Here is a 22125-nt window from a genome sequence, read left to right on the forward strand (position 1 = left end):
CAAATCACGCTTTACGTCCCGGCCGACACCCCACCCCGCCCCCGTCCCCGTCCCGGGCCGCCGCCAACCGCGCCGACGGTGGGTGGGGCTTTTCAGCCGTCCGGCGTTTGAGGACCGGGGTCTGGGGCGGAGCCCCAGGGGGTCCGGGCGCAGCCTGGGACCCCTGGGGCTCCGCCGGCGTTTGAGGCGCGGGGCAGGGCGGAGTCCTGGGAACGGTGGAAGGGCGGGTAGGGGACTTCGCCCCGCAGGGCAGACCACCCGTAGTGGCGGGCCCGCGACGCGCGGGGTCGGGGCTACGCCCCGCGGAGGCCGGTCGCTCGGGGCCTGGCGACGCCCGGCCGGGCCTTGGCGGTGCGGGCCGGCCGGTCAGGTCCGTGCGGGCGGCAGCCGTCAGCGGCCCAGGGGCCAGGCGACCGCGGCGGGGGTGTGGTCCGAGGCGCCGGCGTAGGTGGCGCACGCGTCCGTGAGGGTTTCCAGCAGGGTCAGCGGATCGACGAGCGGATGCTCCATGCCGCGGAGCCAGGTCACCGAGAGGTCCCCCGGCAGGGCGGCCGGCGGCACCAGTACGTAGCTGCCCCGGCAGTGCCAGCGCAGCCCGGGGTGCTCGTCCATCGTCTCGGGGTGGCAGTCCAGTTCACAGGGCCACCACTCGTCCTCGTCCTCGGGCGTACCCCGGGTCGCGGTGAAGAAGAGCATGCGGGCCTGGTCGCCCGTACCGCCCGACTCGGCGACCGGGCCGACCTCGATGCCGGCGGCCAGCAGGCGCTCCAGCGCGCTGTGCCCGGCTTCCAGGGGGACGTCCAGTACGTCGTGGACCATGCCGGTCGCGGTGATGAAGTTGGCCGCGGGCTGGTTGCGCGCCCAGCGTTCGACCTGCGCGCGGTCCGTCGTGGACTGCGTCTGCCAGGCGAAGGAGACGGGGTGTCGTGCGGGCGTCGGACAGCCGATCCGGTCGCACGAACACCGGTAGCCGGCCGGATGCGCGGCGGGCGAGATCGGCAGACCCGCCGCGGCGACGGCCAGCAGCAGGGCTTCGCGTTCTCGTGCGGGGTCCTCGGCGTCGGGTTTCGGCTTGCGGCGCAGCCACTGGGAAATCCTGCTCTGCTCGCCGCGTTTGACGCGGCCCGACTCAGACCCCATCTATCCCCTCACCTACACCATTGCCCCGGCAGACCCTCACATGTTCCCACCATCCTGGGCGCCGGGTGACCGCACCCCCCGACCAGGAGTCCCACATAACCATAGAAATCGGCCATATGTTCTCGGCCGTCAGAGGCCCATGACTTATCCCACCCCGGTCCCGCCCGGCTCCCGCCCCGGCCCTGCCGGGTCCCGCCCCTGGTCAGGGCCTCGCGCCGGCCCCGCCCAGCACCGAGTCCACCAGCGCGTCCGCAAACGCGTGCGTGAGCGGCGCCGTGCGCAGCAGCCAGCGGTAGGTCAGAGGTCCGAGCAGCATCTCCACGGTCAGCCGCAGATCGGTGTCCGGCGGGAGCTGCCCGGCCTCGCGGGCCGACCGCAACCGCTCCTCGTACAGCGCGAGCTGGGGCTCCAGCAACTGCTCGGTGAAGCGTGCCCCGAGCTCGGGATCGGTGGCGCCGGCCGCCGTCAGGGCGCGCGCGGGGGCCGCGTACCGCTCGTCGGCGAACTCGTCGACCGTCGCCCGCAGTACGTACTTCAGGTCGGCGGCCAGGTCCCCGGTGTCGGGGAAGCCGGTCCAGGCACCCTCGGACTGAGCGTCCCCGGCGAGCGCGACCGAGGCGTCCAGCAGGACCGCGGCCTTCGACGGCCACCAGCGGTAGATGGTCTGCTTGCCGACTCCGGCGCGGGCGGCGATGGCCTCGATGGTCAGCTTGTTGTAGCCGACCTCCCCCACCAGGTCGAGCGCGGCGTCCAGGATGGCCCGCCGCGAGCGGTCGCTGCGGCGCGTGGCGTCCGGGGACCGGGGGGCGGAAGCAGGGAGGGGGCTGGAGCTCATTTCGGCAATTTATCAACCTCGAACCACTCGTCTTTCAGCCGTTCGGGAAACCACCCGATCAGTTCACTGCGCCGTTCTCGTAGAGGAGAGACGATTCTCTTCTCATCACCGTGAGGAGCCTTCATTGCGCAGAGACGCCACACCCCGGCGCTACCTGATGTGCCCACCCGCGCACTTCAAGGTCACGTACTCCATCAACCCGTGGATGGACCCCACGAAACCGGTGGACCTGCCCCTGGCCATGGCCCAGTGGGAGGACCTCCGCGACCGCTACCTGGCCCTCGGCCACACCGTCGAGACCCTCGTCCCCGACCGCGGTCTGCCCGACATGGTCTTCGCCGCGAACGGCGCCCTCGTCGTCGACGGCCGGGTGCTGGGCGCGCGGTTCGCCTATCCCGAGCGGGCCGCGGAGGCGGAGATCCACCTCGACTGGTTCCGCGGCCACGGCTTCCAGGACGTGCACGAGCCGTCCCACGTCAACGAGGGCGAGGGTGACTTCGCCGTCACCGCCACCTACATCCTGGCCGGCCGGGGCTTCCGCTCCAGCCCGCTCTCGCACGACGAGGCCCAGGAGTTCTTCGGCCGCCCGGTCGTCGGGCTCGACCTGGTCGACCCGCGCTACTACCACCTGGACACGGCCCTGTCCGTGCTCGACGGAGACGAGGTCATGTACTACCCGGACGCCTTCTCCGAGGGCAGCCGGGCGGTCCTGCGCCGGCTCTTCCCCGACGCGCTGATCGCGCAGGCCCAGGACGCGGCCGCCCTCGGGCTCAACGCGGTCTCGGACGGCCGGCACGTGCTGCTCCCGCAGGAGGCGACCGGACTCCTCGCACCCCTGCGGGCGCGCGGGTTCGAGCCGGTCCCGATGGACCTGGGGGAGCTGCTCAAGGGCGGCGGCAGCGTGAAGTGCTGCACGCAGGAGCTGAGGCCCTAGCCGACGGCGGGTTCCGACGGGCCTGGGCCTCCCCGCGGGCTCAGGCCCCCGACCGGTGCCGGGCTCAGGCCCCCTGCGGAGGCGGCCACTCCTGGCCCCAGTCGGCGTCCCGCGCGGCCTTGTACAGGTCGCCGTGGCGCTTGGTCACGTTGACCCGGGTCTGGCCCTCGGACTCGGGCCCGCACAGCTCCAGCAGGACCAGCCCCTTCCGGATCTGCGGCCTGCGCGTGATCCGGGAGGCGGCCGGCTCCACCGGGAAGCGGGTGGCGGCCACGTAGCTGAACTTCTCGTCCTCGTAGGACAGCGAGCCGCCCTTGACCTGGCGGTGCAGGGAGGAACGGCTGACCCGGGTCGAGAAGTGGCACCAGTCCTTGCCGACCTCGATCGGGCAGGTCCCGTCGTGCGGGCACGGGGCCGCGACCCGCAGCCCGGCCTCGATCAACTGGTCGCGGGCCTCGCGGATGCGCAGGTACCCCTCGGGCGTGCCCGGCTCGACCAGCACGACGGCCTGACCGGCCCGCGCCGCCTCGGCGACGACCTCGCGGCGGGCCTCCGGGGTCAGTTCGCCCAGGACGTACGAGACCGTCACCAGGTCCGCGTCGGGGAGCGCCAGACCGGCTCCGATGACGGTCTTCCGCCACTCGGCCGCCCGCAGCGTGGCGGAGGAGGAGGCCGCGGCCAGCTCCTTGCCGAGGAGCAGGGCCGGGTCCGCCCAGTCCAGTACGGCCGTCTCGCGGCGCCCGCCCCAGGTGGCGTCCGCCGCCCAGGCCGCCGCGCCGGTGCCGCCGCCCACGTCCACGTGCGAGGCCGGGGACCAGCCCGGGGCCGCCTCGGCGAGCCCGTCCAGGGCGGACCGTACGGCCTCGAAGGTGGCGGGCATCCGGTACGCCGCGTACGCGGCCACGTCGGAGCGGTTGCGCAGGACGGGCGTGTTGGTCGGGATCTCGCCGCGGTAGTTGGCGATCAGCCGCTCCACGGCAGCCGTGGCCTGCTTCTGCGGGAGGCCGTCGAGCAGGCCGGCGAGGGCGCTGCGCAGGGTTTCGGCGGTGGTGGTGGCGGAGTCGTTCACCCGCCAAGTTTACGGGGCCGGGCCGGCTGCGAAGCCCGTGCCCGGCCCCGGACGGTCAGGCCTTCGCGGGGCTGGGGCGCCAGGGGCGGCACAGGGCCGTGAAGCAGACGACCGCCAGGAGGGCGCAGACCGTCTGGACCACGGCCATCGGGACCGCCGTGTCCTCGCCCGCGATGCCGACCAGGGGGGAGGCCACGGCTCCGACCAGGAAGGAGGAGGTGCCGAGCAGGGCGGAGGCCGAGCCGGCCGCGTGCGGGGCGCGCATCAGGGCCTGCGCGTTGGTGTTCGGCAGCACGAGGCCCATCGCGGACATCAGGACGAACAGCCCGGCGCAGATCGCGAAGAGCCCGACCTCGCCGAAGACCCCGGCGGTCATGAGGAGCAGGGCGGCCGAGGCCGCGGTGATGACCGCGAGCCCGTACCCCAGGACCTTGTCCAGGCTGACCCGGCCGACCAGCAGCTTGCCGTTGATCTGGCCCACCGCGATCAGGCCGAGGGAGTTCACGCCGAACAGCAGGCTGAAGGTCTGGGCCGAAGCGCCGTAGATCTCCTGCACGACGAACGGCGAGGCGGAGATGTACGCGAACAGCGCCGCGAAGGCGAAACCGCCGGCCAGCGTGTAGCCGGCGAAGACCCGGTCGGCGAACAGTCCGCGCATGGTCCGCAGCGCGGCGCCGACGCCGCCGGTCTGGCGCCGCTCGGGCGGCAGCGTCTCGCCGAGCTTCCGCCAGACCAGGAGGGTCAGGAGGGCGCCCACGACGGTGAGGACGAGGAAGACCCCGCGCCAGTCGGCGAAGCGGAGCACCTGGCCGCCGATGAGTGGGGCGATGATCGGCGCCGCACCGGATATGAGCATCAGGGTGGAGAAGAACCGGGCCATCTCGACCCCGTCGTACAGATCGCGTACGACGGCCCGAGCGATCACTATGGCGGCCGCGCCGGCCAGGCCCTGGAGCAGTCGGAAGCCGATCAGCAGCTCGACGGTCGGGGCGAAGGCGCAGATGGCGGTGGCGAGGACGTAGACGACCATGCCGATGAGCAGGGGGCGGCGCCGGCCCCATTTGTCGCTCATCGGGCCGATCACCAGCTGGCCCAGGGCCATGCCGGCCAGGCAGGCGGTCAGGGTGAGCTGGACGGTCGCGGCCGGGCTGTTCAGGGCGGTGGTCACCGCCGGCAGCGCCGGCAGGTACATGTCCATGGACAGCGGGGGGAGCGCGGTGAGCCCGCCGAGGATGAAGGTGACGAGCAGCCCCGTCCGGCGGGCGGCCGTCAGGGGTGCGGTGATGGCGGGGGAAGGGGAGGGGTTCGAGGGCGACTCGGCTTTCGAGGGCACTGTCGCGGGGCCTCTCTCCGGCATGCGGAAACTCCAGTCGTATCGTCATTTCTCAGCACCCCTGCCGCCCCATGTTCTCAGCAATCGGAACGTTCCGGGACGCGTGGAGCATGTGACGTAACCTGCGGCCCCATGAACGCACGCGTGAAGCAGGTCGCCGTAGTGACCGGAGCCGGATCCGGAATCGGCCGCTCAGTGGCCCTCGCCCTCGCCGCCGCCGGGTGGGCCGTGGTCGTGGCCGGCCGCAGGACCGGGCCGTTGGAAGAGGCCGCCGAGGCCGCCAGGGCCGCCCACCCGGACGCCGACGTGCTCTGCGTACGGGCCGACGTGAGCGATCCGGACGACGTGGCGGCGCTGTTCGAGACCGTTCGCGAGCGCTACGGACGGATCGACCTGCTCTTCAACAACGCCGGCACCTTCGGCCCGGCCGGGGTCCCGCTGGAGGACATCTCCTACGAGGCCTGGCGCTCGGTGGTCGACGTCAACCTCACCGGCTCCTTCCTCTGCGCGCAGGCGGCCTTCCGGGTGATGAAGGCCCAGGATCCGCAGGGCGGCCGCATCATCAACAACGGCTCCATCTCCGCGCACGTGCCCCGGCCGAACTCGATCGCGTACACCGCGACCAAGCACGCCATGACCGGCCTGACGAAGTCCCTGTCGCTGGACGGGCGCCCGTACGGGATCGCGTGCGGGCAGATCGACATCGGCAACGCGGCCACCGAGATGACCGAGCGGATGCAGACCGGGATCATGCAGGCCAACGGGCAGCTCGCGGTGGAGCCCGTCATGGACGCGGCCGACGTGGCGCGCACGGTGCTGCACATGGCGGAGCTCCCGCTGGGGGCGAACGTGCAGTTCGCGACGGTGATGGCGACGGCGATGCCCTACATCGGGCGCGGCTGACCCGTACGCCGGACGCGGCTGATCTTGTACTGCCCGGGGGGAATGGCCGCCCGGGGGCCGAGGTTGTGGTGATCATGACTAACGAAGTACTGAGCTACACCGCCTTCTCCGACGACCCGGAGGGCGGAAACCCGGCCGGGGTCGTGCTCGACGCGAGCGGCCTGGACGAGGCGGCCATGCTGGAGATCGCCGCCGAGGCGGGCTACAGCGAGACGGCCTTCCTCACCGCCCCGCCCGAGGGGCTCGGCGGGGAGCAGGGCCGGGCCTTCTCCGTGCGCTACTTCAGCCCGAAGGTGGAGGTCCCGTTCTGCGGGCACGCCACCGTGGCCACCGCCGTCGCGCTCGGCGAGCGGATCGGGCCCGGCGAGCTGCTGTTCGCGACCCCGGCCGGCACCGTGCCGGTGTCCGTGACCCGGGAGGGCGGCGGGCTGCGCGCCACCCTGACCAGCGTCGAACCGCACACCGAGGACCTGGACCCGGCCGACCTCGCCGAGGCCCTGGCTGCCCTCGACTGGCCGGCCGCCGACCTGGACCCGGCGTTCCCGCCGCGGATCGCCTACGCCGGAGCCCGCCACCTGGTGATCGGCGTCGCCACCCGGGCCCGGCTCGCGGACCTCTCGTACGACTTCGCCCGGCTGGAGGCGCTGTTGCGGCGCCTCGACATGGTCACCGCGCAGCTCGTGCACCGGGCGGGCCCGACGGAGTTCCACGTACGCAACCCCTTCCCGGTCGGCGGCGTCGTCGAGGACCCGGCGACCGGCGCCGCCGCGGCCGCCTTCGGCGCGTACGCGCGCGAGCTCGGCCTGGTCCCCGCCGACGCGGTCCTCACCCTCCACCAGGGCGCCGACATGGGCCGCCCGGGCGTGCTCACGGTCGAGCTGCGCTCCGGCGACCCCCGGGTCCGGGTCGGCGGGGCCGGGACCCGGATCCCGTAACGACGACGAAGGCCGCGCGGACGAGGTCCGCGCGGCCTTCACCGGTATCGGGCCGGGGCCGGTCAGGAGCTGCTCGGCTCCGGCTCCTGGTCCCGCTCCTTCGAAGCGGACTCCTGCTTGGCGCGCCGGCCGAGCGACGGCGCCAGGAACAGGGCGAGCACCGGGACCAGGTACAAAACCCACACCGCGACCTGGACCACGGTCGGGTCCGGCTGGAAGTTGACGGTGCCCTTCAGCAGGGTCCCGTACCAGCTGTCCGGCGGGATCGTCGAGCTGATGTCGAAGGCCTTGTCGTTCAGCCCCGGCAGGAAGTCGGCCTCCTGGAGGTCGTGCACCCCGTACGCCAGCACGCCGGCGGCGACCACGACCAGCATGCCGCCGGTCCACGTGAAGAACTTCGACAGGTCGATCCTCAGTGCGCCCCGGTAGAACAGCCAGCCCAGCACGATCGACGACGCGATGCCGAGCAGCACGCCGATCAGCGGGCCCGCGCCGTCACCGGCCGCGTGCACCGAGCGCCACACGAACAGCGAGGTCTCCAGGCCCTCCCGGCCGACGGCCAGGAACGCCGTGGCCACCAGCGCGCCGGTGCCCATCGCGAGCGCCGCGTCGAGCTTGCCGTGGAGCTCGGCCTTCAGGTGCCGCGCGGTGCGCTTCATCCAGAAGACCATCCAGGTGACCAGGCCGACCGCGACGATCGACAGGGTGCCGCCGATGGCCTCCTGCGCCGTGAAGGTCAGTTCCCGCGTGCCGAATTCGAGGCCCGCGCCGAAGGCCAGGGACACCGCGGCGGCCAGGCCGACGCCCAGCCACAGCGGCGCCAGCTTGTCCTTGTTCCCGGTCTTGACCAGGTAGGCGATGAGGATGCAGACGACGAGGCCGGCCTCCAGCCCCTCGCGCAGTCCGATCAGATAGTTGCCGAACATCTCGGTTCTCCCCGTCCCCTACGCGAACAGCGTCCGGCCCCACCAGTCGTCCGTGTCGCGGACGCCCGGCGGGACGGCGAAGACGGCCGAACCCACGTGCTGGATGTATTCGTTGAGGACGTCTGCCTTCGCCAGGCTGCGCTGTACCGGGACGAAGCCGGTGCGGACGTCGCGCTGGTAGGCGAGGAAGAACAGGCCCGCGTCGAGGCGGCCCAGTCCGTCCGTGCCGTCGGTGAAGGAGTAGCCGCGGCGCAGCATCATCGCGCCGTTGTTGGTGTCCGGGTGCGCGAGGCGGACGTGCGCCTCGGGCTTCATCGCCTTCAGGAACGGCTCGTCGCGCTCCTTGGACTTGCCGACGGGGGCTCCCTCGCCCTTGTCGCGGCCGAAGATGTCCTCCTGCTCGCCCAGCGAAGTGCGGTCCCAGGTCTCGATGTTCATCCGGATCCGGCGGGCCACGAGGTAGGAGCCGCCGGTGAGCCAGTCGCTGCCGTCGTCGGCGCCGACCCACACGTGCTTGTCCAGGGCGGCCTTGTCGGTGCCCGAGATGTTCCGGGTGCCGTCCTTGAAGCCCATCATGTTGCGCGGGGTCTGCTCGTCGGGCGTGGTCGAGGAGGTCTTGCCGAAGCCGAGCTGCGACCAGCGGACCGCGACCTTGCCGAAGCCGATGCGGGCGAGCTGGCGGATGGCGTGCACCGCGACCTGGGGGTCGTCGGCGCAGGCCTGGACGCACAGGTCGCCGCCGGAGCGGGCGGGGTCGAGGTTGTCGCCGGGGAAGAGCTCCAGGTCGATCAGGGCGTCGGGGCGCCGGCCGTCCAGGCCGAAGCGGCCCTTGGCGAACAGGCCGGGACCGAAACCGATGGTCAGGGTGAGGCGGGAGGCCTTCAGGCCCAGCGCCTCACCCGTGTCGTCCGGCGGGGCCTGCGGCAGGCCGCCGAAGCCGCCCTCGCCGACCGGGTGGCCGGCCGCCATCAGCCGGGCCGCGGCGGTCCAGTCCTTGAGGAGCTGGACCAGCTCGGCGCGGTCCTTCGTCTTCACGTCGAAGGCGGCGAAGTGCAGGCGGTCCTGGACGGCACTGGCGATACCGGCCTGGTGCTCGCCGTGGAAGGGCACGGCCGCACCGGCCGCGGCCGCCGAGACCAGGTCGGGGCCCGAGCCCAGGGCCATGGCGGTGCCGCCGGCCGCGGCGGCGCCGAGCGCGAGGCCCGCACCGCCCCAGCCGAGGACGGTCCGGCGCGAGGGGGCGCCCGAGCCCGAGCCCGCCTGCTCCGCCGCGCCCTCGTGCGCACCGTCCTGCCCGGACTCCGGCTCGGACACCGACTCGCTCATGTGGGGACCTCCCGCCCGCTCTGCTGTTCCGGAGTTACTTCGCGACCGCGGCGGCCAGCTTCGAGAGCGGCTCGGCCAGCGCGTTGACGCCGTCGGAGAGCTCCTTGCGCTCGGCGTCGCCGACCTGGTCGTACGAGGTGAACTCGTACGCGGCCTTGTTCGGGCGGTACTTCTCCAGCAGGCCGTTCAACGCCGTGAACTGCTTGTCCAGTTCGGCGGTGAGCGCGGGGTCCGTCTTCGAGGCGACGGGCTTGAGCAGCTCGTACGCCTTCTCCGCGCCCTCGACGTTGGCCTTGAAGTCGACCAGGTCGGTGTGGCTGTAGCGCTCTTCCTCACCCGTCACCTTGCCGGTGGCGACCTCGTCGAGGAGCTCCTTGGCGCCGTTCGCCATCGAGGTGGGGGTGATCTCCGCCTGGCCGACCTTCTTCTGCCACACGGCCAGGTCGGCCATCAGGGTCTCGGCGAGCTTCTTGTCCGCGTCGTCGATCTTGTTCTCGGCGAAGAGGGACTTCTCCAGCTTGTGCCAGCCGGTCCACTCCTGGTTCGGCTCCAGGCCGTCCTCGCGGACGTCGACCTTCGGGTCGATGTCGCCGAAGGACTCGGCGACCGGCTCGGTGCGCTCCCAGCCGATGCGCGAGGGGGCGTACGCCTTCTTCGCGGCCTCGACGTCGCCGGCCTTGACCGCGTCCGCGAAGGCCTGCGCCTTGGGGATGGTCCCGTCGGCCTGCTCCTGGACGTACTTGCGGTACGCGGCGACCGCGGCGTCGGCCTCGGGGCTGCGCTTCTCGACGGTGCCCGTGCCGGTGGCCTTGACCTGTTGGCGGATGCCGTCGCCCTTCATACCGGGCTTGCAGGCGATCTCGTAGTCGCCCGCCTTGAGTTCGGCGGTGATGGTGGCCTTGGTGCCGGGGCCGATGTTCTCGCGCTCGGTGACGATGCGGTCGTCGGGGAAGAGGACGTAGAGCTCGGTGACCTTGGAGCCCTTGTTCTCGACCTCGATGGCGACCTTGCCCGCCGGGAACTCCAACGCGCTGACCTCGCAGGCGGTGTCGGAGGCAGCCACCTTGATCGTGCCGTCGCCGGACGCGTCGCTCTTCTCGGCGCAGCCGGTGACCGCGGTGACGGCGGCCACGACGGCGGCCGCGGTGAGGAGGTGGAGGCGGGCGGGGCGCATGGGGGTCTCCTGGCAGTCCGGCGTTCGACAGACGACCGCCCCGATCGGGTCGGGGAGGCCGGTGAGGCGGACCTAACTTAACCGAGCCTTACCTGACCCGTACCCGTGCGTACGGTGATTCACCGCACACCTTCGCGCCCCGGACACGGGGCCGTTACGGACGCCCCACGCAGGCCCCATGACCGGGTCAAGCCGAGGTCAAGCCCCGGTGGCCGTTCCGTACGGCGCCGTGGCCGGCGCCCGGTTCACCCAGCTCCTCGTCCCGTACGGGGACCACCAGCGGGGCCCCGGTGCGCGGGTGCGGGAGGACCTCCACCGGCTGGCGGTAGACGCGGCTCAGCAGCCCGTCCTCGAACACCTCCGCCGGCGGGCCGTCCACCGCGATCCGGCCGTCGTGCAGCACGGCGACCCGGTCCGCGTACGCCGCCGCCAGGCCCAGGTCGTGCAGGACCACCACGACCCCGTCCCCGGCCGCGGCCCGCTCCCGGCAGATCCGCAGCACCAGCTCCTGGTGGCGCAGGTCCAGAGCCGCCGTGGGCTCGTCGAGCAGCAGCAGCGGGGCCCGCTGGGCCAGTACGCGGGCCAGCGCGACCCGGGCCCGCTCGCCGCCGGAGAGCGCCGAGAACGGGCGGGCCGCGAAGCCCGTCACCTCGGTGGCGGCCATGGCGGCGGCCACCGCCTCCTCGTCGGAGTCGGCCAGTTCGGTGCCCGCCCAGGGTGCGCGGCCCATCCGTACGACGTCCTCCACCGGGAAGGGGAAGGCCAGCGCGGCCGATTGGGGGAGCACCGCCCGGCGCAGGGCCAGCTCGGGGGCCGGCCAGTCGCCCACCGGGCGCCCGTCGATCCGCACCTCCCCGGAGGCGGCCGGCAGGTCCGCGGACAGGGCCGCCAGCAGGGTGGACTTGCCCGCGCCGTTCGGCCCGACCAGGGCCAGCACCTCCCCGGCCCGCACGGTCAGCCCGATCCCGGCGAGCACCTCGCGCCCACCGAGCCGTACGCGCAGGTCCGTGACCTCGGCGAGCGGCGCGCCGGGGGCGGGCCGGGCGGGGACGGCGCGCTTGTTCCCGCGAAGGCGGAGTGCGGCGAGGCCGGAACGCAGCCGGGCGCTCATGCCCAGCCTCCTTGCTTGCGGCGGGTGCGGCGCAGCAGCCAGAAGAAGAACGGGCTGCCGAGCAGGGCGGTCAGGACGCCGAGCGGCAGCTCGGCGGGCTGGGCGAGGGTCCGTGCGGCCAGGTCCCCGGCGACCAGCACCACGGCTCCGGCGAGGGCGCTGCCGGGCACCAGGAACCGGTGGCCCGGACCGTTGGCCATGCGCAGCAGGTGCGGCACGAGCAGCCCGACGAAGGCGATGATCCCGGCCACGGCGACGGCCGCCGCGGTGAGCAGCGCGACGACCAGGATCAGCGCGAGGCGCAGCCGCTCCACCTCCACGCCGAGGTGGCGGGCGGGGCGCTCACCGAGGGACAGCAGGTCCAGCTTGTGGGAGTACAAGGGGGCGATGACCAGGCCGATCAGCGCGCAGGGCAGGACGGCCAGCACCTTGGGCCAGGTGGCCTGGGCGAGGGAGCCGAGCTGCCAGAAGGTGATCTGGTTCACCTGGCCGCTGTCCGCGAAGAAGATGAACAGGCCGATCAGGGCCCCCGCGAAGGCGTTGACGGCGATGCCGGTCAGGATGAGGGTGACGACCTCGGTCTTCCCGCCGTTGCGGGACAACAGGTAGACGGCGCCGACGGTGATCAGCCCCGCGACGAACGCGCAGGCGGTGATGGTCCAGTTGCCGAAGAAGGTCAGGCCCAGCCCGATCGCGGCGACCGCGCCGACGGCCGCGCCCGCCGAGATCCCGATGACCCCGGGCTCGGCCAGCGGATTGCCGAACACCCCCTGCATCAGGGCCCCCGCGCAGCCGAGGCTGGCCCCGACGAGCAGGGCGAGCACCACGCGCGGCAGCCGTACGTTCCACAGCACGCTCTCCCCGACCCGGTCGAGGGCGGCGCCCCCGAGCCCGAGGCGGTGCTGCACCGACCCGACCACGTCCCCGAGCGGTATCTCGTAGGCGCCCACTCCGGCCGAGACCAGCGCGAGCAGAACGAGTACGACGGTCAGCGCGGCGGTGAGCCAGGCGGAGCCCCACCGCCGCCGGGGCGGTGCGCCGGCGGTGGTGGGGGCGGCCCGGGACGCCGACCGCTCGGAAGCGGGAAGGGGGCCCGCTCCGGGTGGCGTCTCGGGGGCTTCGTAGGAGAGCGACACGTCAGGAGGCCTTGCCGTAGAGCTGGGTGATGAGGGAGGTCAGGACCTGGTCGGTGCGGGGGCCGTAGTTGAGCAGGACCCCGTCGTCCACGGTGATCACCCGCCGGTCCATGCCCGCCGGTGTCTGGGCCACGCCCGGGATCTTGACCAGCCCGTCCACGCCGCCGACGGACTCCAGGCCCTTGGACATGACCAGGATGGCGTCGGGCGCGGCGGCCGCCAGGGCCTCGCTGGTGATCGGGGTGAAGTCCTTGCCGAGCCCCGACTCCGGGCCCGTGTCCAGTGCGCCGGCCGCCTCCAGCAGGGAACCGGCGCCGGAATCGGAGCCGCCCATCAGGTACACGGAGGCCGTGCCGCGCAGGTAGAGGAAGGCCACGCGCGGCTTCTCGCCCGAGGCGGGCAGGGCCTTGCGGGCGGCGGCGATCCGGTCGGCGGTGCGCTGGTTCAGCTGCGCGCCGGCCTCCTTGACGCCCAGTGCGGCGGCCACCGCGTCGGTGCGCTCGGCCACGTCCTCCAGGGACTTGGCCGGGGCCACCACCAGGAGCGGGATGCCCGCGTCGCGGATCTGCCGGATCGCCTCGGCGGGGCCCGAGGTGGTCTCGGCCAGCACCAGGGTCGGACGCAGCGACAGCACGCTCTCGGCGGAGACGTCGTGGCCCCGCGTCACCACGGGGAGCTCCGCCGCCTGTTCGAAGGTGGCGGTGATGTCCTTGGCGACGACCTTGGGGCCGAGTCCGAGGGTGTGCACGATCTCGTTGAGCCCGCCCGTCAGCGGCACCACCCGGTCCGCCGAGGTGACGGTCACGCGGGCGCCGTCAGCCGAGGCCACGGTCGCCGGCAGGACGGGCACGGGCGCCGGGGCGAGCGGTTCCACCCGGTCCGGGACGGCCGCGGCGCCGGCTCCGGTGGCGGGGGAGGGGGCGGCCGTACCTCCGCAGGCGCTCACGCCGAGTGCCAGGACCACGGAGGTCAGGGCTACGGCGAAGCGGGACATGCGGGTTGACGCGGCGGGCGTAGGCACGAAGGCACCGTCCTGATCGTCCGACTGGGGTGGTGGACCCGGTTCGCTGGGAGTGGGGACCCGGTTCGAGGTTCCGGGTGCCAGGGGGTTTCACACCTGGCCTAACGTAGCTTAGGTTAGCCTAACCTCGCTCGCTAGACCCTGGAGGGGACATTCATGTCCGCAAGACCCGCCCGTGCGTCCGCCGTCGCCCTGCTGGCGACCCTGGCGGCACTGGGAGCCGTCCTGCTCCCGGCGACCGCCGCCCAGGCCGCGGGCCGCACCGTGGAGGGCGGGCGGCTCGACTGGGGCATCAAATCCTCCTTCCAGAGTTACGTCACCGGCCCGGTGGCGAAAGGCGGGTTCAAGCTGAAGAACGGAGCCGCCACGGCCGGCGGCAGCCTGTTCCGCTTCCATTCCGCGAGCGGCTCCTACGATCCGGACAGCGGCTCCCTGGAGGCCTCCTTCAGCGGCGGCGTCTCCTTCCAGGGCCACCAGAAGGCGGACGGCACGTACGAGCTGGACATGAGCGTCAGCCGCCCCACCGTCAAGATCAGCGGCGGCAGCGGCACCCTCTACGCGGACGTCTCCAGCAAGGCCAAGGAAGGCGGGGCCGTCACCACCGCCTCCCAAGTGCCCTTCGCCAAGCTGAGCCTGGGCGGGGTGAACATGAAGGGCGGCGGCAGCCCCGTCGCCCTCGCCAACATCCCGGCCACCCTCACCGACCAGGGCGCCAAGGCCTTCGCCGGCTACTACGCGGCCGGCGCGCAGCTCGACCCGGTCTCGCTCTCCGTGGACGTCAAGGCCGCGCCCCCGGCCGCCGAACAGCCCGCCTCGCCGGCGTCCTCGCCGAGCACCCCGGCCGCCTCCCAGTCCCCGCAGGCTGCCGGGCAGTTCACCGACGCGGCCGTGGACTGGGGGGTGCGGCGCACCTTCCGCGAGTACGTCTCCGGCTCCATCGGCCAGGGCAAGTGGGAGCTGGCCGAAGGCGCCCAGGACGGCGGCGCGCTGTTCCGCTTCCCGCAGGGCAAGGGCGCGTACGACAGCGCGAAGGGCACCCTCGACGCCGCCTTCGCCGGGTCCGTGCACTTCACCGGGGCCCACCTCGACCTGAAGCTCTCGAAGGTCACGGCCAAGGTGGAGAACGGCAAGGGCGTGCTGTCCGCCGACGTCACCAGCGGCACGGACACCAAGCCCGCCGTCCCGCTCGTGGAGTTCGACGCCAAGGGCCTCAAGACCGAGGGCGGCCTCGCCACCCTGACCGAGGCCCCGGCCACCCTGACCGAGGGCGGAGCGGCGGCCTTCAACGCCATGTACAAGTCCGGCACCGAGATGGACCCCGTCTCCCTCGCGGTCGCCCTCGACGCCGCCGCGAAGCTCCCGGCCCTCCCGAACCTCGGCTCGACGGCCACCCCCGCAGCCCCGCCGGCCCCGTCCCCGGTACCGGCCGCAGCCGCCGCCGCGAAGGAGTCCTCGAACACCGGCCTGTACGCCGCCCTCGCGCTGGCCGTGCTCGTCCTCGCCGGCGGAGCGGCCTTCCTGGCCCTCCGCAACCGCCGCAAGGAACCGGCCCAGTCGACCCACACCGACCAGGCGCCGTCCCCGGCCGAGCAGCCCTCGACCGAGGCCCCGGCACCGGCCCGGGCCCCGGCGCCGGCCCCGGCGCCGGGCGCCGAGGCCCGGGAGCCCGACGCCTCCGACTCCCCAGACTCCTCCGGGGCCGACGGAGCCGCCCCGCGCGGCTGACCCGCGCCCCGAACCCGTACCCCCGCAGGGCCCGTACCGCCGGGCCCCTACGGCCCGCATCTGCCGGGCCCCGCACCACCCCCCGCTCCGCGGGCCCGCCCGAAAGCGTCCGGCCCGCACGCCCCGTACCGAACCAACCCGCAAGCCCCGCAGGGAGACCCGTACCGCCGGGGCTCGGCTTCGCCCTGCCCTCGCAGGCCCCCGCACCGCACCTTCCGCCTCCTCACACCCCCGTTTCAGGAGACCCCGCCATGTCATCCACCCGTCGTCCCCTCGCCCTCGCAGCCGCCGCAGCCACCGCCGTGGCGATCGGCGCCACCGCCTTCGTCCTGCCCGCCACCGCGGCGGGCAGCGCACCGGCCGCCCCCGCGGCGCAGGCCGCCCGCGCGGCGATCCCGGTCGTCGGCGGCACCCTCGACTGGGGTCTCCTGGAGAGCTACCGCACCTACGTCACGACCATCGCCCAGGGCGAGATCACGGTCGCGGACGGCGCGACGAAGACCGCCAAGGGCTTCACCTTCGGCTCGGCCACCGGCCAGTACGACCCGGCCACCCACCTCGTGACCGCCGCCTTCAAGGGCAGCGTCACCTTCACGTCGGCCGCGCACCGCTTCGAGGTGAAGCTCGCGAACCTGCGCATCGACACCGGCAAGAAGATGCTGATCATCGACGTCACGCGGGACGGCGTGCTCACGAAGGACGTCGGCTTCGCGAAGGTCGCCTTCACCGGGCCGTCGATGAAGGGCCTGGCCACCACCCTGACCGCCGACGCCGCCAAGCTCCTCGGCTCGGACAGCTACAAGGACAAGGCGGGCGACCCGCTGACGGCCGTACTGGAGTTCCCGCCGCCGCCCTCCCACAGCCCCTCCCCGTCCGCCTCGGCTTCGGCCTCCGCCTCGGCTTCCCCCTCGCAGAGCGCGTCTCCGTCGGCGTCGGTCCCGGCCTCCCCCTCCCCGTCGAAGCCGGCCTCCCCCTCGCCCTCCGCCTCCACCAGCTCCCCGGCGACCGGCGGCCCGCAGCAGATCCTCGGCGGCAAGCTGGCCTGGGGCATCAAGGAGTCCTTCCGCAGGTACGTCCAGAGCGCGGGCGGCACCGTCACCCCGGCGGACGGCGCGGTCGCGAACGGCGACAGCTTCGCCTTCGCCGGCGGCAAGGGCACCCTCGACGCCAAGGCGCAGAAGCTGAACGCCACGTTCGCGGGCAACCTGCGCTTCCAGTACGCGGCCCACGGCATCGACATGACCTTCGGCAACATCCGCATCAACGCCGAGGGCGCCAAGGGCACCCTGGTCCTCGACGTGAAGACGCCCGCCGGGGTCAAGGCGGACATCCCCTTCGCCACGCTCGACCTCGCAGACGCCGACTACAAGACCAAGGACGGCGTGCTCACCCTGAACGCCGTGCGCACCGCGCTCACGGCCGAGGGCTCCGCGGCCTTCGCCAACGACACCACCGGCTCCATGTACCCGACGGGCACCCGGGCGGACGACGTCAACCTGACCGTCTCCGTGGACAAGGACGCCGTCCTGCCCACGAGCCCGGCCGGCACCGGCGGCACCGGCACCTCCGGCGGCACCGGCACCGTCGGGGGCGGCGGCACGGTCGGAGGCGGCCTCGCCGCCACCGGCGCCGAGATCCCGGCCGGCGCGCTGCTCGGTTCCTCCGCCGCCGTCATCGCGGCGGGCGCGGGCACGGTGTTCGTCGCGCGCAGGCGCCGCACGGCCCAGAACTGACCCGTGCTTCAATTCCCGCTTGAATCCTCCCCGCCTTGAGGCCGGGGATTCCTGGCTCACGCAGCCTGATGGCCCGGCGGGCTGTCAGGTCTTCCGCGATCGGCACCAGCCGGGTTGAGACCAGCCCGGACCAGCATGACGTGTGCGGAGTTCTTGTCCCTGGGGGACACGGCTCCGCACGCGGTGCAGGTGTAGGTACGTTCAGAGAGGGGGAGTGCGTGCTTGGTTCTCGCTCCGCACTGCGCGCAGTCCATGGTGGTGTGCGCGGGATGGACCAGGTGTACGACGCGTCCGTGCTTACGGGCCATGGTCGACTTGGCGAGGAACTTCGGGCGGAAGTCCTCCACTGCGAGGGCGCCGTAGTCACGGACCACAGACTTCGCCCACTTGAGGCCAGTGTCCTGGCGCTGGCGGGCAGCCTTCTTGTGGAGCTTCGCCGTCAGCCTTTTCGCCGTCCGGTAGCCCCTCGACCCGGGCTTGCCCTTCGCCGGTTTCCGGCGGGCCATCATCCGCTGATAGTGGGCGAGCCTGACGGCGGCCTTCTTGCCGTGCTCGGCGTGCGGAAGGTCGTGGGCGTCGCTGGTGGTGGTCGCGGTCTCCCGTACGCCCCAGTCGATTCCGATCACCGCACCTGTGTCCGGGAGCGGCTGGGCTTCGGTGGCGACGACGAAGGATGCGTACCAGTGCCCGAGGCTGTCGCGGTAGATCCGCACTGACGACGGGTCCGCCGGGAGATCGCGGGACCACACAACCCTCAGAACGACACCGCCCGCTAGGTGCAAACGGCCGCCCTTGATCCGAAACCCGCGCCGGGTGTAGTTCAGGCTCGGGTCGGCCGTGTGCTTCTTCTTGTACTTCGGCATCCCCGCCCGCTGCCGCATCGGCAACCGGGCCTTGACGTCCTTCAACGCTTTGGTACGGGACTTCCCGAAGTCCCGTACCACCTGCTGCTGCGGAACACTGCTGCCATCACCCAACCAGGTGTTGCGGTTGCGGGCCTCGGTCAGCATTTTGTCCAGTCGGGCAGGACCGCACTTCTCGTCCTCGGCGCGGGCCTTCTTGGAGCGAGCGGTGCATTCGTTCCAGATCCACCGGCAACGGTCCCACTCGCCCATCAACTTGGTCTGAGCGGTAGAGGACACGCGAAGCCGGTAGGTGAACCGGGCATGCCCGGCCCTTTCCGTCTCCTGTGATGCCTCCGCCATACGGTCAACCTAGACTGCGCCTCTGACAACGCCTAGAAAGTGCAGGCCACGACAGATGCGAAGAGAACTCCCGAACTTCACGCAGGCGACGGCAAGACCCGCTCCTCCCCGGGCTGAGGCCCTGAGGACCCCTGGGAAGATGCGGTGAACGATCTAGACGTCCTCAGGGTCTTCTGCGCGGGTGACGGCAGCCACGGCAACGCGCTCGGCGTCGTACGCGACGGCCGGTCCTGCCCGGACGACGCCTCCCGACAGGCGTTGGCGGCCGAACTCGGCTACAGCGAGACGGTGTTCGTCGACGATCCCGAGCGCGGGATCGTCGACATCCGCACCCCCGGCACCCGGATGTCCTTCGCCGGGCACCCGTTGGTCGGAGTCGCGTGGCTGCTCGACATCGAGGAGCTCCAGCCGCCGGCGGGTGCCGTATGGGCGCGCGACGACGGGGAGTTCACCTGGATCACCGCCCGCCCCGAGTGGGTCGAGGGCAAGCGCACCGAGCAGTACGCCGACGCCGCCGAGGTGGACGCGCTGCCCAGCCCGCCGCCGGGCGAGGGCTGGCTGTACGCCTGGGCGTGGGAGGACGAGGCCGCGGGCCGGATCCGGGCCCGCGGTTTCCCGCGCCGCCCCGATGGAGCGATCGCCGAGGACGAGGCCACCGGCTCGGCGGCGATCCTGCTGACGGCCGAACTGAACCGCGCCCTGAACATCACCCAGGGCAGGGGCTCCCAGATCCTCACCGCCCCGGGCCCGGACGGCACCGTAGAGATCGGCGGCCGCGTCCGCTTCGCCGAAGCCGGCCTCGCCGGTGCCAAATCCAGCCTCGCCGGCGTTTGAGGCGCGGGGTCTGGGGCGGAGCCCCAGGAGCCTAGGCGCGGCCGCCGCGCCGCAGGCCGCCGTGCCCCGGGGGTGAAGCCCGGAAGGGGGGTGGGCCCGTCGGGCCCACCCCCCTTCCCAGTCCAGCCCGCCGCAGGCGCTACGCGCTCAGCGGGAACTGCTCGCCCAGCTCGCGGAAGACCGCGCCGTTGAAGTCGAAGGCGCGCTTGCACTCGTCGATGATGCGCTGCTTCTCCAGGTCGTCCGCGGCGATCGCGTCCAGCAGCTCGCGGTAGGTCCGCTTGAAGGCGGCCGGGTTGGAGATGTCCGCGAAGACGTAGAAGCGGACGCCGTCGCCCTTGCGCTCGAAGCCCCAGGTCCGCTCCGCCTTGTCGCGGATGATCTGGCCGCCGGAGAGGTCGCCCAGGTAGCGGGTGTAGTGGTGGGCCACGTACCCGCCCGGCCAGGAGGCGGCGCACTCGGCCACACGGGCCGCGTAGGCCTCGGTCGCGGGCAGCGCGACCAGGGTCTCGCGCCACTCGGGACCCCGCAGGTGGGCCAGGTCCCGCTCGATCTCGGCGAGGCGCATCAGCTCGGGCTGTATGAACGGGCCGGCGACCGCGTCGCCCCTGAGGGCCTCGGCGGCGTCCTCCAGGGCCTTGTACACGAACCACAGCTGCTCGGTGTAGCGCGTGTACGCGTCCACCCCGAGCCGGCCGCCGAGCAGGTCGCTCATGAACGTCGAGGTCTCTGCCTCGGTGTGCTGCTCGTGCGAGGCGACACGAATGACGGTGGAGAAGGCGTCCAAGGCGGACCTCCGAGAATTCGGAAGAAAAGGGGAGCCGGGCGTGGCGGCCGTGCCGCCACACCCGATCCTCCTACTTAGGCTTACCTAAGTCAATGTGTTCCCGACGCCTTGTCGGTAAAAACCTCCGCGAGGTGACTTTCCTCGGGTCAGGGGAGCGTCAGGATCTCCGCCCCGGTGTCCGTGACCACCAGTGTGTGCTCGAACTGCGCGGTCCGCCTGCGGTCCTTCGTGACCACCGTCCAGCCGTCCTCCCACATGTCGTACTCGTGGGTGCCCAGGGTCAGCATCGGCTCGATGGTGAAGGTCATCCCGGGCTCGATGACGGTGGTGGCGTGCGGGCTGTCGTAGTGCGGGACGATCAGGCCGGAGTGGAAGGACGAGTTGATCCCGTGACCGGTGAAGTCCCGGACGACGCCGTAGCCGAAGCGCTTCGCGTACGACTCGATGACCCGGCCGATGATGTTGATCTGCCGGCCCGGCCGGACGGCCTTGATGGCCCGGTTCAAGGACTCGCGGGTGCGCTCCACGAGCAGCCGCGACTCCTCGTCCACGTCCCCGCACAGGTACGTGGCGTTGTTGTCGCCGTGCACCCCGCCGATGTACGCGGTCACGTCGAGGTTGACGATGTCGCCGTCCCGCAGGACGGTCGAGTCGGGGATGCCGTGGCAGATGACCTCGTTGAGCGAGGAGCACAGGGACTTCGGGAAACCGCGGTAGCCCAGCGTCGAGGGGTAGGCGCCGTGGTCGCACATGAACTCGTGGGCGACCCGGTCCAGCTCGTCGGTGGTCACCCCCGGCGCGATCAGCTTGGCGGCTTCTTCCATCGCCTGGGCGGCGATCCGGCCGGCGATGCGCATGGCCTCGATGGTCTCGGGCGTCTGCACCTCCGGTCCGGTGTACGGAGTGGGCGCGGGCTTGCCCACGTACTCGGGCCGGCGGATGTTTCCGGGAACGGAACGGACGGGAGTGAGCTCGCCTGGTACGAGCAGCGACTGGCCAGACATACGAGCGAGTGTATCGAGCGGGTATGGGGCAGCATGGCGACAGAGAGAGGAGCCTGACGATGGCCCTGTTCAAGAAGCGCCAGGTGGGCAAACCCGGCGAGTGGTACTACTGCCTGGTCCACAAGAAGGTCGAGGAAGGCCCCGAGTGCCCGGCGAAGGACCGTTTCGGCCCCTACGCGACACCCGAAGAGGCGAACCACGCCATGGAGACGGCGCAGGAGCGCAATCTCGAATGGCAGAACGACCCCAAATGGAACGACAAGACCCGCGAGACCGAAGAGGGCACGGGTACAGGTACGGGTACGGCTACCCCGTAGCCGCTGCGGCTACCAGCGGCTGGGCGGCGGTGCGGCCAACTGGTCGGCCAGCCGCGCCAGCCGGTCCCGGAACCGCCTCGGCCCGCGCTGCACCGGCAGGCTGTTCTCCCCGGCCGCCGCGCTGACCAGGTGCTGCACGGTGTCCAGGTCCAGCTCGGCGGCCCCGTCCGGCACGGACAGCACCTCGTGCGCGAGCGTCCCGATATCCGCGTCCCCGCCGTCGAGGGACAGTACGGTCGCCCCCGCGCGCCGGGCGTCGTGCACCCGCTCCAGCAGTCCGTCCCCGGGCTGCTCCGGAGCCACCACCAGCAGGGTGTGACCGCGCCGGGCCCCCTCCAGCCGGCTCAGGCCGACCGACAGGTGCGGGGCGTCACCGGGCAGCACGTGGTGGCGTACGAGCGTGGGCGCCAGCTCCGGCAGCCCCGACCAGGCTGCCTCGTCGACCAGGTGCGCCGCCAGGTGCCAGGGCTCGTACTGCTCGGTCCCGACCAGCAGCAGGTTCCCGCCGGCCGGCACGACCGACCGCCGCAACGTCCCGGCGAACCGGCGCGCGGCACCGGGCCACTCCGTACCGGCGAGCACCTCGCGCAGCAGCGCGACTCTCACGGCGTCCATATCGGCATCCTGCCCCATGGAAGGGACAAACGGGAGCCGTTCCCCCCATCTCCCCCCCCCAA

20 protein-coding genes and 1 pseudogene are annotated in these 22125 nt (G+C 72.5%); 7 read left to right on the forward strand and 14 right to left on the reverse strand.

Translation table 11 applies throughout. The annotated features are described in order from the left end of the window. Nucleotides 1–390: 390 nt before the first annotated feature. Complete coding sequence (locus AC061S_RS41690; RefSeq protein ID WP_478691084.1) at nucleotides 391–1140, reverse strand: bifunctional DNA primase/polymerase; 750 nt, start codon at nucleotides 1138–1140, stop codon at nucleotides 391–393. 202 nt (nucleotides 1141–1342) lie between these two features. Then, the gene (locus AC061S_RS41695; protein WP_478691085.1) at nucleotides 1343–1975 is read right to left on the reverse strand and encodes a TetR/AcrR family transcriptional regulator; all 633 of its coding nucleotides are present in this window, start codon (nucleotides 1973–1975) and stop codon (nucleotides 1343–1345) included. A gap of 115 nt (nucleotides 1976–2090) precedes the next feature. On the opposite strand from AC061S_RS41695, the pseudogene ddaH reads away from it, so the two are divergent. Then, nucleotides 2091–2909, forward strand: a pseudogene (ddaH, locus tag AC061S_RS41700) (dimethylargininase); the annotation flags it as partial. A gap of 64 nt (nucleotides 2910–2973) precedes the next feature. Here the strand turns inward: ddaH and AC061S_RS41705 are convergent. Together AC061S_RS41705 and AC061S_RS41710 are read right to left on the reverse strand one after the other, a co-directional pair. Next, the gene (locus tag AC061S_RS41705) at nucleotides 2974–3978 is read right to left on the reverse strand and encodes a small ribosomal subunit Rsm22 family protein (RefSeq protein WP_478691086.1); all 1005 of its coding nucleotides are present in this window, start codon (nucleotides 3976–3978) and stop codon (nucleotides 2974–2976) included. A 55-nt stretch (nucleotides 3979–4033) separates the two neighbouring features. Then, nucleotides 4034–5335 (reverse strand): Bcr/CflA family multidrug efflux MFS transporter, encoded by a 1302-nt coding sequence (locus AC061S_RS41710; protein WP_478691087.1) that lies wholly within the window; start codon nucleotides 5333–5335, stop codon nucleotides 4034–4036. A 108-nt stretch (nucleotides 5336–5443) separates the two neighbouring features. Here AC061S_RS41710 and AC061S_RS41715 point away from each other — a divergent pair, with 108 nt between their 5' ends. Both AC061S_RS41715 and AC061S_RS41720 read left to right on the forward strand, forming a co-directional pair. After that, nucleotides 5444–6214, forward strand: a complete 771-nt coding sequence (locus tag AC061S_RS41715; RefSeq protein ID WP_478691088.1) for an SDR family oxidoreductase — start codon at nucleotides 5444–5446, stop codon at nucleotides 6212–6214. Nucleotides 6215–6288: 74 nt separating this feature from the next. Continuing rightward, entirely contained in the window at nucleotides 6289–7149 is an 861-nt protein-coding gene (locus tag AC061S_RS41720) for a PhzF family phenazine biosynthesis protein (protein WP_478691089.1), read from the forward strand. A 62-nt stretch (nucleotides 7150–7211) separates the two neighbouring features. Here AC061S_RS41720 and efeU read toward each other — a convergent pair whose 3' ends face one another. The 6 genes from efeU to AC061S_RS41750 all read right to left on the reverse strand — a co-directional run bounded on the left by efeU (nucleotide 7212) and on the right by AC061S_RS41750 (nucleotide 13816). After that, on the reverse strand, nucleotides 7212–8075 hold the full coding sequence (gene efeU, locus AC061S_RS41725; RefSeq protein ID WP_478691090.1) for an iron uptake transporter permease EfeU: 864 nt from the start codon (nucleotides 8073–8075) through the stop codon (nucleotides 7212–7214). Between the two features lie 18 nt (nucleotides 8076–8093). After that, the gene (gene efeB, locus AC061S_RS41730) at nucleotides 8094–9401 is read right to left on the reverse strand and encodes an iron uptake transporter deferrochelatase/peroxidase subunit (protein ID WP_478691091.1); all 1308 of its coding nucleotides are present in this window, start codon (nucleotides 9399–9401) and stop codon (nucleotides 8094–8096) included. A 34-nt stretch (nucleotides 9402–9435) separates the two neighbouring features. Beyond that, nucleotides 9436–10575, reverse strand: a complete 1140-nt coding sequence (efeO, locus tag AC061S_RS41735; RefSeq protein WP_478691092.1) for an iron uptake system protein EfeO — start codon at nucleotides 10573–10575, stop codon at nucleotides 9436–9438. A gap of 187 nt (nucleotides 10576–10762) precedes the next feature. After that, nucleotides 10763–11686 (reverse strand): heme ABC transporter ATP-binding protein, encoded by a 924-nt coding sequence (locus tag AC061S_RS41740; RefSeq protein ID WP_478691093.1) that lies wholly within the window; start codon nucleotides 11684–11686, stop codon nucleotides 10763–10765. After that, the gene (locus AC061S_RS41745; RefSeq protein WP_478691094.1) at nucleotides 11683–12822 is read right to left on the reverse strand and encodes a FecCD family ABC transporter permease; all 1140 of its coding nucleotides are present in this window, start codon (nucleotides 12820–12822) and stop codon (nucleotides 11683–11685) included. Before AC061S_RS41745 ends, AC061S_RS41740 begins: the two co-directional genes overlap by 4 nt. Before the next feature lies 1 nt (nucleotide 12823). Continuing rightward, nucleotides 12824–13816 (reverse strand): heme/hemin ABC transporter substrate-binding protein, encoded by a 993-nt coding sequence (locus AC061S_RS41750; protein WP_478691103.1) that lies wholly within the window; start codon nucleotides 13814–13816, stop codon nucleotides 12824–12826. 183 nt (nucleotides 13817–13999) lie between these two features. On the opposite strand from AC061S_RS41750, the gene AC061S_RS41755 reads away from it, so the two are divergent. Together AC061S_RS41755 and AC061S_RS41760 are read left to right on the forward strand one after the other, a co-directional pair. After that, complete coding sequence (locus AC061S_RS41755) at nucleotides 14000–15568, forward strand: HtaA domain-containing protein (protein WP_478691095.1); 1569 nt, start codon at nucleotides 14000–14002, stop codon at nucleotides 15566–15568. A 251-nt stretch (nucleotides 15569–15819) separates the two neighbouring features. Next, entirely contained in the window at nucleotides 15820–17301 is a 1482-nt protein-coding gene (locus AC061S_RS41760) for an HtaA domain-containing protein (RefSeq protein ID WP_478691096.1), read from the forward strand. A 56-nt stretch (nucleotides 17302–17357) separates the two neighbouring features. On the opposite strand, the gene AC061S_RS41765 is transcribed toward AC061S_RS41760, so the two are convergent. Continuing rightward, on the reverse strand, nucleotides 17358–18506 hold the full coding sequence (locus tag AC061S_RS41765) for an RNA-guided endonuclease InsQ/TnpB family protein (protein WP_478691097.1): 1149 nt from the start codon (nucleotides 18504–18506) through the stop codon (nucleotides 17358–17360). A 144-nt stretch (nucleotides 18507–18650) separates the two neighbouring features. On the opposite strand from AC061S_RS41765, the gene AC061S_RS41770 reads away from it, so the two are divergent. After that, complete coding sequence (locus tag AC061S_RS41770) at nucleotides 18651–19340, forward strand: PhzF family phenazine biosynthesis protein (protein ID WP_478691098.1); 690 nt, start codon at nucleotides 18651–18653, stop codon at nucleotides 19338–19340. Nucleotides 19341–19479: 139 nt separating this feature from the next. Here the strand turns inward: AC061S_RS41770 and AC061S_RS41775 are convergent, their stop codons facing one another. After that, on the reverse strand, nucleotides 19480–20127 hold the full coding sequence (locus tag AC061S_RS41775; RefSeq protein ID WP_478691099.1) for a biliverdin-producing heme oxygenase: 648 nt from the start codon (nucleotides 20125–20127) through the stop codon (nucleotides 19480–19482). 146 nt (nucleotides 20128–20273) lie between these two features. Then, the gene (map, locus tag AC061S_RS41780; protein WP_478691100.1) at nucleotides 20274–21131 is read right to left on the reverse strand and encodes a type I methionyl aminopeptidase; all 858 of its coding nucleotides are present in this window, start codon (nucleotides 21129–21131) and stop codon (nucleotides 20274–20276) included. A gap of 59 nt (nucleotides 21132–21190) precedes the next feature. Here map and AC061S_RS41785 point away from each other — a divergent pair, with 59 nt between their 5' ends. After that, a complete protein-coding gene (locus AC061S_RS41785; protein ID WP_478691101.1) occupies nucleotides 21191–21448 on the forward strand; it encodes a hypothetical protein in 258 nt (85 codons plus the stop codon). Nucleotides 21449–21457: 9 nt separating this feature from the next. Here AC061S_RS41785 and AC061S_RS41790 read toward each other — a convergent pair whose 3' ends face one another. After that, a complete protein-coding gene (locus AC061S_RS41790) occupies nucleotides 21458–22063 on the reverse strand; it encodes a hypothetical protein (protein WP_478691102.1) in 606 nt (201 codons plus the stop codon). Nucleotides 22064–22125: the final 62 nt, after the last annotated feature.

Source organism: Streptomyces sp. CA189, assembly GCF_056428985.1.